This is a genomic window from Alishewanella sp. d11 (assembly GCF_049390205.1).
In the GTDB taxonomy this organism is placed as follows: domain Bacteria; phylum Pseudomonadota; class Gammaproteobacteria; order Enterobacterales; family Alteromonadaceae; genus Alishewanella.
The window spans coordinates 2,728,873-2,743,854 of record NZ_CP186547.1 but is presented as its reverse complement, the minus strand read 5'-3'; the positions used below and the strand labels follow the sequence as shown (position 1 = coordinate 2,743,854).

The following is a 14,982-nucleotide window of genomic DNA, read 5'->3' as shown; positions in this document are numbered from 1 at the left end:
AGATAAAACTCAGCATTAATACGATTAACACCTTAAAAAGCCAGCCCAACAAAGGCACCGCGGTTGCGTTTGGCAACGGCTTGCATAAAGGCCGCAAATTGCGCAGCGTCGCCGCCTTGCGGCCGATAAAAACCAATACCATGAATTCGAAAACGCGGATCCCCCTTAGCATCGGTATTACGCGCGGTGATTTCTGTCACTATCGCATCCAAATTCTGCCGCCGATAATCATCACCAAACACATATAAGCTGACCTTACCTTGGGTTTTGCCATATAAATCTAAGGCACGTAAGATCCCTACTTCGGGTGCACTGCCGCCCCCTGTGAACCGTCGCATCCGATCTAAAGCGCGTTGTCGCATGGAACTAGAATCACTCAGCCATTGTCCTTCTTGCCCCGCATACAAGAAACTGCCATCGGCGGCAATGATCTGAAAACCTTTCATTTGCGGATGATTACTTAAAATATCACCCACCACCGCTATCACTTTATTCCATTTAGCGCCGTCTACCATCGAGCCTGAATTATCAATGACAAACACCACATAATCAGCATCGGTAGGAATGCCACCCACTTCAGTAGAGGGCTTATCGGTAGATTTCGGCACATTCAGCATAGCGGTAGCTTGGCGAATCTCATTCCGCAATGAACTGGCTTTATCTTGAAGTTGCTGCAAGGTTTGCTGGGCTCTGGGTACTGATGACTCCAGGGCTTTAAGCTGCTCCGTCACCGCCGCAGAGCGCGCTTGGGCTTGTGCTAGCTCTTGCTGTTTATCGGACAAGGCCCCTTGTAATAGCTCTACCTGCAGCTGCGCGGCTAATACTTGGTCAAGCAGCACACTCAGATTATTCGGCCCCGCTTGGGTATCGGTTTCGCCATTTTTGGCGAGCAATACCAATAACACCACAGCCCCAAAGGCGCAGGAAATAATATCTAAAAAAGCTAGATTAAAAATCTCGACGGGGGCTCGTTTAATTCGACGCATTAAGGCCACTCCGCTGCAGGAGCTAAAAAGGTACCACCGGTCACCTGTGTCCAACTCCAATACATCGCCGAAGCATAAGGATCGCCTTCCAGCGGTAATAAAATTACGTTAACCCGCAGCCCCTGCCCTGCGCGCTTCACGGTTTCGAGCAGTAACTCTTGCCGACACTGTGATGAAATGGTTTTTTTACTGGTTAGCACGCCACGACAACGCGCCCCTAAACCGTCGCCTAAGGTGGGTAAACCATCAGTAATAATATAAACATCCTTCACCTGCGGGTGTACTTCGCGTAACTTTTGTAGCCCCAACTGCAAATTGGTGCCGCCTTGCGGAATGATCTTCCCCATATCACGCACTATTGCCGCCATCGAATCGGCGACCTGAGGTGAACTGGCGGCTCTATTGCCTAGCACGATGGCATCTTCCGAAAAGGCCACCATGGTGATTTTGGCATTTTGCGGTGCTCTGGCCAGTAACCATTGCCCGGCACGGCGGGTACGTTGCCATTTGCGTTGGCTGATTTTCTGGTTATCGGGCAGTGCCATAAAACGTAAGATCTCTAACAAGTTATCCCCGAGCATCGAGGCTGATTTATCGAGCAAAATGCCAATTTCTTGGCCCTCCACCTTTAAGCCCGTTAGGTAATTTTGCTGACCAGTGCCACTTAACTGCACATTGGCATCCGGCACCGGTAAACGAGCAATAGCGGCTAACTGCTGTTCTAAATCGGCCACCACCGCCAGCTCAGTGGAGATTTGCTGCAATAATTTGCTTTGGCTACTATTACTGTCAGTTTGGGCATGACGCGTGTCTTGTTGGGTACTGGATTCGAGGGCAATTTTCTCATTTATCTCATCAATCGACTTTTGTAATTGCTCACGTTGGCGCGCCGCCGCATTTAACTCCTGCTGCAGCTTATTACTTTCATCTGTAGGCTCGGGCTGAAAGGCATGAAAATCGACCAGAATAAAAATCAGAATAATAGCGCCTAAGCCACAGGCCATCACATCCAAAAAGGACATGTTAAAACCATCTTCAGAGCGACGTTTTAAGCGCATAATGGCAGTTAATTATGTAAATGCGCCAGCAGATGCTTTTCGCATGACTGCTGAGTATTCAGCACCATAGTATCTTGGCGACTGGTGAGCAGATGCATAAAAAACATCAGGATCAGCGAGATAAACAAGGCGACCAGGGTCGAGTTAAAAGCAACCCCCAATGAGGCTGTCATACCGGCAATATCGCCCGCTAAGGCCTGATCAGCTTGCGCTAAGGCTTGGCCAATACCGCGTACTGTACCCACAAAGCCGATACTCGGAATAGCCCAAATAATGTAGCGGACCATGTTATTGCCACTTTCTAGCTGTGCCGCAACACTATCGACCGATGAAGCAATCGCATCCGCTGCATGCTGCACATTCTGAGTGTTTTTAAAGCGACGAATACAGTTAATCCACGTCGCCATGGCCGGGTTTTCTTTGTATTTGGAGGCTTCTAAATCCGCCAGCGCTTGCTCAACATCTAAAGGCTGACTTTTATCATAACCCTCAAGAAAATCTCGGGTATACAGCGTTTCTTCATCTAATAAACGCCACAGTTTATACCCCATCAGAAATAAACAGAAAATCAGCAAAGTGATACAAATCTGCTGTTCCATGTCCTTTAAAATCACCCAAATCGAAAACAGGCTATTACTGCCAGCCGAGGCTAACACCGCACTGGCAGCGGGCCGAATAACGCCCTCATAAAAAAGATGCACTAGGGTAAAACTGGCTAGCAACACCAATAAACTTGTTAGTAGACTGGGGTTCATGGTCGCAGTATTTTTGTTACGCATTGCGCTATTCTCGTGGTTAAATATTAATCGGAAAATCTTGAGGCGCATCAAGCGACACAAAATAGGCGGCTGCCGATCCCGTCAGCACTAATAAGACAAGCGCAATAAGCACACCTTTTTTTTTCATTAGCTTAGTCTCCTTCCTTATAGCACCCTTGGTTAACTGGGATGCAAGCTCAATTAATGACCTTGTTTTGCAATGCAGCAACAGCTAACTCAGCTACCTGCCAACAACAGGCTATTATTGATAACGCGCGATCCGAAAGCCAATATCGTCTGTCGCGGCCGTACCCTCAGCGCGAATACTGGCACGTAACTCTTTTAAACGCCCTGATTTAAAGGAAGCGCCTTTAACCACATGCGCCTGCCCTCTGGGCACTCCCAGATAATCTTGCTGGACTGTATCGGTGTTGGGCACCTGTAACGCATAATAATCATGCACCCACTCTCGCACATTGCCATCTAAATCGAAGAAGCCAGCACGATCGGCTTTAAAACTGCCTACGGGCGCCTTACCAGCAAAACCATCATCATAATCGCGGAACACAAAGGTCTGTTGCCCTTGTAAGGCTTTATCAGCAAAGTTGCCTTGTTTGGGACGTAAACGCTCCTCATTACCCCAAACATAAGTGGTTCTGGCCGCACGACGATTATGTTTAGCGATAAACTCCCATTCGGCTTCAGTGAGTAAACGATAACCTTGGCTCTGCGCGTTGATCCCCCGCAGTTGTTCGCCTTGCAGCAGGTAAAACGGTTGCAACCCCTCTTGCTCACTTAACCAATTACAAAATTTTACGGCATCCAACCAAGTAACTTGGGTAACTGGTAAGGTTGAAGTGGTCGCGGCACCACGAAAAGCGCCATATTGAGCTTCGGTAATTTCGTGCGCCGACACCCAAATATTACGGCTAAAATCTACTTGGATGGGATGCTCATTCCGGCCACGATCTGTTTCATTTGGTGGTGATCCCATGGTAAAGGCTCGCGGTTGCACCGCAATAAACTGAATCCCTAGCGTTTCAGCAAATAGCGGTTTGCCTTCACGGCGTCTGGCGGCAAATTCACTGAGTAGCTCCGCTGTCACACGTTGTGGTTGCCGCGAACTGGGCGTTATAGTGCGTTTAATGGTGCGATAACCTGCTTTTCGAAACTCAACTTGCTGCGCTACCGCCGCTAGGCTCAAAGTTAAAGGCGTTGTACCTTGTGGCTGGCCGTTAATAAAGATCTCCGCAACTTCATTTGCAGTAAATTGCACTTGACCTAGCTCCGCTTTTAACGAGAACTCGAGGGTGCGCTGCTCAGCGGCTTGTAACGTAACATTTTGCGTTTGCGCTAAAAAGCCAGGCTTTTCATACCGTACCGTATAGTTTTTGCCGGCATCAATACTGACAGGGCTTTGCGCAGGCGCCCCATTTACCAGCAAGATGCCATCCGCAGGGGTTGCCTGTATTGTAAGTTTCGCTTGTACGGGCCGTAAAAAGTAATCACGTTGCTGCTCTGGCTGACGATAGGTCAAATGAATCGTCTCTTGCAAGGGTTCATAACCGTCTAAAGTCAGCGATAGCTGATATTCACCACCGGGTTTCGCTATGCTAAGTGGGGTAGCGCCTACTTGCTCGCCATTAAGGTAAATCGTTGCGCCGCTGGGGCGAGATGAAATCGCTAATTGCCCAGCAACTGGCGTTAAACTAAGTGTTTGCTTAACCTCATCAGCCGCGGCGAGCGTTAAGGTTAACACTGCAGGTTGGTAAGCAGGATGCTCAGCCCTAAACTGATAAGAACCGGGGGCAAAATAGTCTGTAAAGTTAGCCGTTTGTCGCACTAAGTCACCATTGACAAACCAACTAACCTGCTCAGAAGCCGGTAGTGTGTTTAGCGCAACCTGAGCAGGCATAGGGTCAAGCGTAATACTGATGTTAGTGGCTTGACCTTGTTGCACTAATAGGGTTTTTGGCGCAAATTTGTCGGCACTGACTTCAATCGTGGCCGCGTGGCCAAATAAATACAGCTTATCTTGCAGAAAAAAGCCTGCACCAGAACGCACGACAAATTGCTGGCTTTTGGCAGCTTCAGCAGGCAAAACTTGTACCGTAAAGCCTTTTAACAATAATAACCAACTCAGATACAGCGCGAGTAATAGCACGCCAACCGCTACCGCACTTAGCACAACCCATTTGCGTTTGCGTTGTTCTTGGTTGATAGCTTCATCAATACGACTCACAATAAACTCCTGTTAAATACGAACCTGACATTGCAACCTTACCTGAACAGGCTCTGAGGTCGCAGATACGGTAACCTGAATCAGCTCTGTGCGGTAACCTTTACAGGCCCCTTCAAATTGGTAGTCACCAGGGGGAAGTTGTATGGTTTTATCTGTCACTGCGCCAACATTACCTACGCCAAGAACCCGAATAGCCGTTTTGTTGTCACTTAAGATCCGAACCGCAACCGGTTGTTGTTTGCTGGCTAATAACTGGCGAAGCTGGGCGCTTAGCGTCGCCAATTTGGGACTTAGCGAACCAAGCATCTGCGCATCAGCCAGCGCACTTTGGGCTTGTTGTTGAATATTAGCATCGGTTAAACGCGCGGGTTGTTGTAGAAAACGGCTTAGTTGCTGCTCGGCGGCGACAATACGCTTAGCTTGTTGCATATGCTGCTGTAATTCAACATTATCGGGCGCGGCACCGAGGGCTTTACTGGCGAGTAACTGCACAGTGGCCCATTCATCCGCTTGGGTAAAAACTGAGATTTGTGCTAATGCCTCGCTGACGGCATTTGCCTGTTCGGCTTGCGCTAATTGTTGTTGTAACGCCCGTAATTCCGGTCGGTTTGCTGCTAGCCGCTGGGCTCTGCTTAACGCTTGACGCGCCGCAGCATAATCTTGTTTCTCCAGCGCGGCCCGCGCAGCTACGATAGCATTAGCAAACGCCTGTTGCTGCTGTTGGTTGCTAAGCTGCGATAAACGTGCCGCCGCCGCTTGATCAGCAGAGTCTAATGCTAAAATTTGCTCCAGCAGGGCTTGCTCTTTCGCTGGGTTATTTTCCAACTCAGCTACCCGCGCTTGTTGCCATAACGGCTGTACTTTTTCGGCTACCGCTAAACGCTGCTGCAGTTGTAATGCCGGCACAAAGTCGGGGTTAAGCGCTAAACTTTCAGTATTGTGCAACTTGGCTTGCTGCAGATTACCTTGGGCAAAAGCGCTGCTCGCGGCGCTATGCGCCTGCGCTAAAGCTTGCGCGAAGTCTTGTTGATAAGCCTGCGCTTGTTGCTGGATTGCAGGCAGTAAAGCTGCGGCGGCCGCATAGTCCTGTGCACCGTAGCGCTGATAAGCCAAAGCGATTTGTTGCTGTAACTGGCTTAACCGCTCGGCTTGCCACCGACTTAATAAGGGATCCGCTGCGAGTTGCTCAAGCTGCTGCCGCGTTTCGGATAAACGCAGCTGTAAATCGGCTCGGGCAGTGCTATCAACAGTATTGCTTAGGACTACTGGCGGCTCAGGCATAACGACTGTCTGCGCGGCACTTTCTGACTCAGAAACATTAGCAGACTCAGTGACAGTAGCAGACGCTATAGCACTAGCAGACTGCGCGGTAGGCGGCATTGTCGCAAAGTGTTTGCCGAGCACCAACAAGAGTGCCAAAAGCAGTGCACTTAGCAAAATGGCAACAAGCACTTTAATTACACGCGACTTTTTGGCTTGTTGCGCATGCAGTATTTGATCATCTAATGAGGCCAAGCTTGGCTCCTTGCAAGGCTGTCGATTTATAGCTGCGTATCAGGCGTCGCTTCTAATTGATAAATCTGCAGCAAACGCTGTCTCAGTTGCGTGTACTGCTCCAGCGCAGTCCCTTGTAGCTCTATGGTTTGATCATTCAGCTCAACCACTTGAGGCGTCACTTTAATATCCAAGTTTTGGCCCATTTCACTTAACACATCACGCTGCGCACTTAATTGATGGTTAGTCTCAATGGCTTTAGATAAACTAAATACCGCAGCGGTACCGGCGGCAATAGCACCTATCTCACCGGCTTTTGAATTTGAGTTTTTCGCAAGCATAATACCTAATACAGCGCCACCCGCAGCAACTAACTGCTGAGCAGTTCGTTCTGCTTTTTTCTTTCGAATATCGGCGGCAATTGCCAAGGTTTCACGTTGATATTTCAGATAGGCTTCACTGGTTTCAGCATAAAAGGCCTCGTAACTGTCTTGCAGCGTATCGACAAACTGTTCATCCTTGTTTTGCAGTAAACGCACCCGTTGCAGCATGGCATCTTGCTCAGCCGGCGCTCCGGTTAACTGAAACACCGCTTGACGCGAACCAAAGCCTTTACGTTTTGTTGTAAGATAACTACCAAAAGCTTCTGGGCTATACATGGCGGCATAGCGTAGATCTGAAACTTGTTGAATAGTTTGCTTGTCTTTTTCAGATTTTTTAATTAGTAAGTCATAAACATAGGCTGCGATATCATTAAAAATGGGCGCATAGGGATTTTGATTTTTGCGCAGCGCATCGCGGTAAAAGGCTTGCCCTACCTGATGCTCAAAACTTTTTTCGCCCCAAATATCATTGGTTGCATCCATCACGCGGACACTGATTCTAACCGTTTCAGTATCAGAGTAGTTAATCTTACCTAACACATACACATCGGCAGAAACAGAAGCATCGGGCGTGACATTAATCGCACCAAAGGCTTTAGTTGCGGCTAAAGCTTTTTTGGTATCAATGGCAAAACGATTCGCTTCTAAGCGCCTGACCTGAGGCCAAATATCTTCTTCGGCCACTTTTTGATCATCAATATTGCCACGAGCATCAAGCGGAATACCGGGATCAAACACCGGAATAGCAACATCCAAAAAGATGTTTGAGTTATACGGAAACGCTCTTTTCACCGTCCCTGCAGCAGTGTTGGTCGAGGGGCCTGTCATTGCAGGTCCAACCGAGCTTACCTGAGTTTGGGTGGTTTGACAGCCGGTTAAAAGTAACACTACAAAACCTAGTAACGACGCTTGCCATTTATTGTTAGAGGATAAGAAATTAAAACTCACCATGCTGATCTCCCTATTCATCATTTTTGCGACTATACGTTGACTGTTACATGCAATGTGAAAGCGTTTTGATTAAGCTTTACAACCATATTGTTCCATTAAACCTCGAAAATGCGTTTTCTCAGTCTCGGTAGTTGCGGCAGCAAGACCTTGTTTGATGGTATCACACACCGCTGAACTGCCTTGCTGCCCCTGGCCTTTTGCGGTAGGTTTTGAGGTCGCACTGATCTGTTCTTGTCCAGCTTGCGCATTTTGCGGCTGTTGACTGTCGCTATCACCTAAACCGGTCACTTGCTGGGTGGTCGCTGTCGCACCCGCTGTTTGTGCGGCATTTGCACCCGCAGCACTGATCCGCTCCGCGCCTGCTGTTACTGCCTCTGACATGCATTTTTCATTGTTGTTCAGATTATCTGCAAAATCTTGTTCCATCTTTTGCACTAATTCGGCTTTCGTCAGGCTCTGGCTATCAATATCCTTAAAGTCAATTAAGCTACAATCGGTAAAGGCTTTACTACTGCTAGCCGGTTGACTGGCAGGCGGTGTCTTCGTGCTTGTTTGCGGCGTGTTTTGCTGCAGCGTGCTTTGCTGGGGAGTCATTTGCTGGGCGCAGGCAGGCAAAGTTAAGGTACAAAATAGCAAAGTAGCGCAGCACGCAGGCATTAATGTTGTTGCTTTCAAGCGCATAAAAACTCCCAAAACGTCAACAAACCTGCAGCATAGTTAGCTGCAGGTTAAAGGTTATTTGCTCTATCTTAGAGTTTTTTTTTGCGTTTGGCTAATCGCAGATTTTGCTAAAGTTAAGGTTGCTGCAGATTTATACGATAGTCTGCAAAACCCGTGGCTAAAGATGCTAGTTTAGTCATTGGCCAGAACTGCTGCGTTTTCACAAAATGTTCAGCAATGCTGGAGTCTTGCGTTTGCAAACGGATATCCAGTGCTACCGCACTTTGCAGTGGTAACAACTGCCAGTTGTGATCTGCTGCAGGGTTTACCGCAGCAAGATAGCGCTCTGTTGCTGCATCATACTGAGATTGCTGACTAATAAACTGCACCAAGGCTTCGCGGTTAGTGTCTGGCGCTTCTAACACCACCTTATCACTGCCGGTGCCCGCAAAAAGTCCGGTATAGGCACGGTAGTTGTTAGTGGCAACGATAAATTGTAGCGCGGCAAAGTCATCCCCCGTATAAGTTTTACCCTCGGCATCGGTATAACTGAGATTAACAATGCGCGAGGCGTTGGCATTAACCAACTCACAGCGCTGATTAAACTTGGCAGGCTGACTGACATCGATTTGATAACGGACACCATCAATCACATCAAAATTATAGGTTTGATGCTGGGTATTAATCAGTTGCTGTGGTGCGCTGCTGGTCAGGTCAATTTGGTTAAACTGATTTGCCGAGCACTCCAGCCAATCTTTTACTTCTGCACCACTGGCTTTTACCGCCACTAAGGTATTAGGAAATAAATACAAATCGGCGGCATTACGGAAACTAAGCTCTCCCTTTGGCACTTGGACATATTGGTTAGCATCGCTGCTATTACGACGACCGCCGCCGGCTTTAAAAGGAGCTGCCGCAGATAAAATAGGATAATGCTGTAATTCAGGCGGTAAAATGGCAGCAAGGCGGGCGCGCTGGGCATCAGCTACAATCTGCACGGTCGGATCATCCTGCACTTGCGCTAAAAAACTGTACATATCAGTAGCAGCAACGCCAATGGTGCGCTGCATAAAGGCCATAGTACCTTGATGTCCTTCGGCAATGGCGGCGACAATCTTTGGATCGGCTGCAACTAATGACTGATTCTGCTGGTTATCAAACACCGGTAATACCTTAGCGGTGGCTTGCTGCACCTGCCAAGCATTGCCCTTGCGTTGCAAGGTAAAATCCACCACGCCCAAATGATCTCCCCAGCGGCCGGGTAATACCGTTGGAATACCATTAATCAGCCCGCGTTGCAGATCGGTATTAGGCAGATCTTGATAGCGAGCATGTGGAAACACCGAGTGACTGTGGCCAGACAGTACAGCGTTAACGCCGGGTACTCGCGTCAGGGCATAGGCTAAATGTTCAGCTTGCGGATCAGGTGAATCAGTGACTTGGCCTAAACCAGAATGCGACAGCACGATCACCACATCAGCCCCTTCAGCTTTCATTTGCGGTATCCGTTGCTGCGCAGTTTCTAAGATGCTAGCCACCGTGACCTGACCGGCTAAATGTTGCTTATCCCATTGCATAATTTGCGGCGGTACAAAGCCGATATAGCCAATGTTAAGCGTGTGGCGTTGCCCAGCCTCATCCAGTACTTCGGTGGCTTTAATTAAGTATGGTGGGTAAAGCGTCTCGCCTTGTTTTACCCCGGCACGGCAGTTATCGACGGCGCAAAAGACATTCGCGATAGTGTAAGGAAAATTAGCGCCGGCTACGGTGCGATATAAAAAGTCTAAGCCAAAATTAAACTCGTGGTTCCCCAAGGTGGCAGCAGCATAATTTAGGGTATTCATGGCCTGCATCAGCGGATGCACTTCGCCATCGGCCAAACCTTTATAAGCCACATAATCCCCCAAGGGACCGCCCTGAATAAGATCGCCATTATCGACTAGCACGGTATTTTTCACTTCAGCACGGGCTTTGGCAATAAGGCTGGCCGTGCGGGCTAAGCCCATAGTGGCGTCTGTGGTGTCAGTATAATAGTTATAATCCATGATATTCGCATGGAGATCTGAGGTCTCTAACACTCTTAACTGAACCGTTATTATGCTCTCGTCTGAAGCTTTGGAGCACGCCGTGAGGCCGGTAACTATCGCCAAACACAGTATGGAAAGACGGCTGCGACTTAGTTTCAATAAACGCATAAATAACCCTTAATAACGGCGTACAAGATACTGATTAAAGCATTTGAGCAAAATACTTAATCTGCTTTGATTTAATTAACGCGACATTGCGCTAACAGTACATTGAGAAAATTTTGCTTTAATTTAAGGTATGTTGGGTATTATTTCATTAAAATGCGCCAAACTAGCATACATCTTGCGGTAAACCTTACCCTCCCTACCAATACGAACTTAGCCACCCAGCAGCAAAACAAGCTAACATTTATGATTTAAAATGCTATATTCTTGCCATTACGTGAATTTTATTCATATAAATCATAAAACAGAGCGGCTCTATGTTAGAAAAAATCCATCTTTGTATTCTGCGCGAAATTGCCGACAAAGGTTCCTTAACCGCTGCCGCTGACAGTCTGCATTTAACCCAATCCGCGCTTAGCCACAGTATAAAAAAACTTGAGCAACTGGCGAATGTCAGTTTATGGGTCAAAGATGGCCGCAATATTAAATTAACCCAGGCGGGTGACTATTTATTAGCGCAGGCGAATCGCTTAATACCCCAATTTGAACGGATGGAAGACACCTTGCGCCAGTTTGCCGCAAATGAAAAAGGCGCTTTGCATATTGGTATGGAGTGTCACCCCTGCTATCAGTGGCTACTTAGAATCGTCAGCCCTTTTTTAGCGACCTCGCCTGGCGTAGATATCGATGTTAAACAAAAATTTCAGTTTGGCGGTATGGCCGCGCTGTTTAACTACGATATTGATCTCTTGATCACCCCAGATCCAATCCAAAAAGACAGCATCCAGTTTGAAGCCGTCTTCCCCTACGAACAGGTGCTGATTGTTAGTACGCAAAGTAAGCTGAGCAAATTAAGCAAGGTGCTGCCAAACCAGCTTAGCGATCAAACCTTACTAACCTACCCCGTTGATCTAGCCAGATTAGACATCTTTCAGCAGTTTTTATTGCCGGCACAATGTTTGCCGCAAAAACATAAAACCCTAGAAGATACCGATATTATTCTGCAAATGGTGGCGGCTAACCGCGGTGTAGCAGCCCTGCCAAAATGGTTAGCGTTAGAGTATGCCAAAACACTGCCGATTGTCGCCATTAGGCTTGGTCAGGCAGGCATTCACAAGCATATTCACGTGGGGTATCGCAAACACGAGCAGCACAATAAACATATTGAAACCTTTATTGCGCTGGCTAAACAGGTTCACGTTACAACTTAACGCGAAAACTTTTCCAGTACCGCGGAGGTGGCTTTTAATCCCACTGCAGTCGCACCGCCAATAAGGTAGATCGCGTCGTTTAGGCTTACGGCGCCTAAGCCATGCCGTGGTAGTGGCATATATGCTTGCTGTTGCCAGCTATCAGTTGGCGGATCATAACGCCACACTTGGCTATAGACACCACCTCCCTCATTAAAATACTCGCCACCAAACACCCAAATCTGCTTATCTAACACCGCGGCAGCCAACCCGCCTTGAGCTTGCGGCATGGGCGCAAGCGCTTGCCAAACACCCGTTGTGAGATCGAAGCGTTGCAAGACAGCTAAATTTCCGCCATTAACCTGACGGCCGCCGATCAGATAAAACTGCGCGTTTAGCGCAACCGCTGTGGCGCTATTAAACGCTTCCGCTACCGCTGCGGCCTCTGTTACCTGCAAGGTTTGCGGATCAAAGATCCAATGCCAGTTAACATCCTGCTGATCGCGCCACTGCGCATTTTCTGCTCCCTGTGGCGAACGCCCAGATACCAAATGTACTTTACCTTGCAGCACGGCTGCGGTTGTCTCGGTTAACGGCTGTGGCAAGGATGCGATCTTGCGCCAGCTATGGCTTTGCTCATCCAGTAATAACACATCGCTACTGGCACTCCAGCGCCCACCGTTCTCGACCACAAAGCCACCAAATAAAAATAACTGCTCTTGTACTGAGACCAAATAAGCATGATGCCGCGGTTCTGGTAAGGCAGGCCCCAAAGCCCAGCTATTGGTGGCGGGATCGTAGATCTGCACTAAGTTAGTCATTTGTTGCTCGCTTAACGGCAAATCATCACTTAATCCCCCTGCAACATAAATTCTGCCTTGATGCACAGCAGGATAAATCTCTTGGACAGCCTGCGGCATAGCTGCCAAAGTGTGCCACTGCTGAGCCATACCAAAGGGACTTACTACCAACAACAGTATCGTTAAAAAGCATTTCGCCATCCGCGCTCTCCTTAAGAACCTCTTTTAAACAGCCACTGCAAAAATATCTACTCGCGCCCGCACTAGGGGCTTCGTCGTGCTGCATAATTACTATAAAATGCGCCACCCTATTTTGCCGGCAAATATACATGTCTGACGTTAACACGCTTTATACCGATTTATCTGGCTATTACGACCTGATGTGTTGCGATATCAACTATCAGGCGCAAAGCCAAATGGCCATTCGCTTACATAAGCTGTTTGGTAACGGTGGTAAAGCACATTTGGATCTGGCTTGCGGAACTGGGCCACATATTCAGCATTTTTTAGCGGCAGATTACCAATGCAGCGGTTTAGATTTAAATTTGCCGATGCTAAGGCTGGCAGAGCAGCGTTGTCCTGCAGCTGTCTTTATGCAAGCGAATATGTGCGAATTTACGCTGCCAAAAGCCGTAGATATCATTACCTGCTTTTTGTATTCCATCCACTACACGGCAAAGCTTAGCGCATTAGCCCAATGTATTGCGCAAGTGTATCAAGCACTGACGCCAGGGGGCATGTTTTGTTTTAATGCAGTGGATAAAACTAAAATCGCTAACGCCAGCGTGGTGAGTCACAGCACGCTGCAAGCAGACAGTAAGTTCGATTTTAGCTCGGCTTGGTATTACCGTGGCGAAGGCGAGCAACAAGCCTTAAAACTACGCATTACCAAAACTACCGCGCAACTTACGCAAACTTGGCAAGATGAGCATACGATGGTGGCGGTAAGCTTCGATCAATTAGAGAGTCTACTCGCGACCTATTTTGACGTGCATCGGCTAGCGCATGATTACGAAGTGATTCAACCTTGGCAGCAAGATCAAGGCAATGCGCTGTTCGTTTGTATCAAAAAACCTAACTGAGCTGGTTTTTGTAACTAGATCACTTTTTCTTAAAAAATATAAAACTGATCCTTTTTTGTACTGCTGTCGTTCTTACAAGGGCTTAATTCAGGCAACTTAAAAAGGAATCAAGATGAAACTTACTACTCTTATCACCTCTGCACTTTTCGCTTCTGTGTTATCAGTAAATGCGTTTGCCCATGACCATAAAGCAAAAGCAGATATTGTAGATACTGCCATTGCTGCGGGCAGCTTCACTACCTTAGTCACTGCTGTACAAGCCGCTGACTTAGTTGAGACGTTAAAAGGTGCAGGCCCTTTCACGGTATTTGCACCAAATGACGCCGCCTTTGCCAAAATTCCTGCAGCGGATTTAAATGCCTTAGTCGCCGATAAAGCGGCATTAACCAATGTATTAACTTACCATGTGGTGGCCGGTAAAGTGATGGCGGCCGATGTAGTAAAGCTGACTTCAGCAACCACAGTACAAGGCCAAGATTTAACAATTGAAGTGAAAGACGGCAAGGTGTTTGTCAACGGTGCAGAAGTGATTGCCACTGACATTGCAACCAGTAATGGCGTGATTCATGTTATCGATACCGTAGTATTACCAAAAAGCTAATTGGTATTTTCTGTAACATTACCGCTTAAATGGATGCGGATACCGTACTCAGTATTCGCATTTTTTTTGATGATGCATAAGACAGCATAACCATTCAAATTACTTAGCGGCAAAGGCTCTGCTCATTGTTCTTGAACAACGAAATATTTTAATACCAGTTCTTTTAATAAAATTAGCAATAACACAAACAACCAATACCCGAAAAAAATAGCATCAGCGTCTATGTAGCGAAAGGAAGTCCCTGTGCTGGCTATTGGCGGGATGCTCATGAGAATTGTGCAAAGTGCTTTTTGTTGAAAACGCCATCCAACAAATAGGGCTAAAAATAAATAACCTGCCAGAGCTGTACCCCAAACTATACTTAGCAAAGTAATAGCACTGAGTTTTAATGGACCGACAGCAAAAGCCAATACCAACAATGTGGTAACAACTAAAAAAAACCAAAATGCTGCATCAACAGCCGCGGCAACGTCGCTTTTGGTTACGAATTGCTTGCTCATAACGCCTCAAAAAATCAATGATTTCTGTAATATTAATCAAAAATTTATACATCAGTACTTTCCAGCAAGCAATTAACATTTACAA

The 14,982-nt window shown here is 47.4% G+C and carries 13 protein-coding genes; 3 read left to right on the top strand and 10 right to left on the bottom strand.

From position 1 onward, the window contains the following. Positions 1 to 32 precede the first annotated feature (32 nt). The 8 genes from ACO1PK_RS12525 to ACO1PK_RS12490 form a co-directional block, all read right to left on the bottom strand. Positions 33 to 986, bottom strand: a complete 954-nt coding sequence (locus ACO1PK_RS12525; RefSeq protein WP_423185948.1) for a VWA domain-containing protein — start codon at positions 984 to 986, stop codon at positions 33 to 35. Next, positions 986 to 2,044 (bottom strand): VWA domain-containing protein, encoded by a 1,059-nt coding sequence (locus ACO1PK_RS12520; protein ID WP_423185947.1) that lies wholly within the window; start codon positions 2,042 to 2,044, stop codon positions 986 to 988. The genes ACO1PK_RS12525 and ACO1PK_RS12520 overlap by 1 nt, the downstream gene beginning before the upstream one ends. 8 nt (positions 2,045 to 2,052) lie before the next feature. Beyond that, positions 2,053 to 2,823, bottom strand: a complete 771-nt coding sequence (locus tag ACO1PK_RS12515; protein WP_423185946.1) for a MotA/TolQ/ExbB proton channel family protein — start codon at positions 2,821 to 2,823, stop codon at positions 2,053 to 2,055. Positions 2,824 to 3,064: 241 nt separating this feature from the next. After that, positions 3,065 to 5,044, bottom strand: a complete 1,980-nt coding sequence (locus ACO1PK_RS12510) for a PEGA domain-containing protein (protein ID WP_423185945.1) — start codon at positions 5,042 to 5,044, stop codon at positions 3,065 to 3,067. Positions 5,045 to 5,056: 12 nt separating this feature from the next. Next, on the bottom strand, positions 5,057 to 6,559 hold the full coding sequence (locus ACO1PK_RS12505) for a hypothetical protein (RefSeq protein ID WP_423185944.1): 1,503 nt from the start codon (positions 6,557 to 6,559) through the stop codon (positions 5,057 to 5,059). Between the two features lie 26 nt (positions 6,560 to 6,585). Continuing rightward, positions 6,586 to 7,872: a hypothetical protein gene (locus tag ACO1PK_RS12500; protein ID WP_423185943.1), complete on the bottom strand. Its 1,287-nt coding sequence runs from the start codon at positions 7,870 to 7,872 to the stop codon at positions 6,586 to 6,588. Between the two features lie 69 nt (positions 7,873 to 7,941). Further along, positions 7,942 to 8,553 carry a hypothetical protein gene (locus tag ACO1PK_RS12495; RefSeq protein ID WP_423185942.1) on the bottom strand — a complete coding sequence of 204 codons (612 nt, stop codon included), beginning with the start codon at positions 8,551 to 8,553 and terminating at the stop codon, positions 7,942 to 7,944. Positions 8,554 to 8,666: 113 nt separating this feature from the next. Continuing rightward, positions 8,667 to 10,727: a bifunctional 2',3'-cyclic-nucleotide 2'-phosphodiesterase/3'-nucleotidase gene (locus tag ACO1PK_RS12490; protein WP_423185941.1), complete on the bottom strand. Its 2,061-nt coding sequence runs from the start codon at positions 10,725 to 10,727 to the stop codon at positions 8,667 to 8,669. 314 nt (positions 10,728 to 11,041) lie between these two features. On the opposite strand from ACO1PK_RS12490, the gene ACO1PK_RS12485 reads away from it, so the two are divergent. Then, on the top strand, positions 11,042 to 11,935 hold the full coding sequence (locus ACO1PK_RS12485; protein WP_423185940.1) for a LysR family transcriptional regulator: 894 nt from the start codon (positions 11,042 to 11,044) through the stop codon (positions 11,933 to 11,935). On the opposite strand, the gene ACO1PK_RS12480 is transcribed toward ACO1PK_RS12485, so the two are convergent. Then, positions 11,932 to 12,915 carry a Kelch repeat-containing protein gene (locus tag ACO1PK_RS12480; RefSeq protein WP_423185939.1) on the bottom strand — a complete coding sequence of 328 codons (984 nt, stop codon included), beginning with the start codon at positions 12,913 to 12,915 and terminating at the stop codon, positions 11,932 to 11,934. The genes ACO1PK_RS12485 and ACO1PK_RS12480 overlap by 4 nt on opposite strands. 128 nt (positions 12,916 to 13,043) lie before the next feature. Here ACO1PK_RS12480 and ACO1PK_RS12475 point away from each other — a divergent pair, with 128 nt between their 5' ends. Next, a complete protein-coding gene (locus tag ACO1PK_RS12475) occupies positions 13,044 to 13,796 on the top strand; it encodes a class I SAM-dependent DNA methyltransferase (protein ID WP_423185938.1) in 753 nt (250 codons plus the stop codon). A 112-nt stretch (positions 13,797 to 13,908) separates the two neighbouring features. Further along, a complete protein-coding gene (locus ACO1PK_RS12470; protein ID WP_423185937.1) occupies positions 13,909 to 14,397 on the top strand; it encodes a fasciclin domain-containing protein in 489 nt (162 codons plus the stop codon). Between the two features lie 122 nt (positions 14,398 to 14,519). On the opposite strand, the gene ACO1PK_RS12465 is transcribed toward ACO1PK_RS12470, so the two are convergent. Further along, positions 14,520 to 14,897 carry a hypothetical protein gene (locus ACO1PK_RS12465; RefSeq protein ID WP_423185936.1) on the bottom strand — a complete coding sequence of 126 codons (378 nt, stop codon included), beginning with the start codon at positions 14,895 to 14,897 and terminating at the stop codon, positions 14,520 to 14,522. Positions 14,898 to 14,982: the final 85 nt, after the last annotated feature.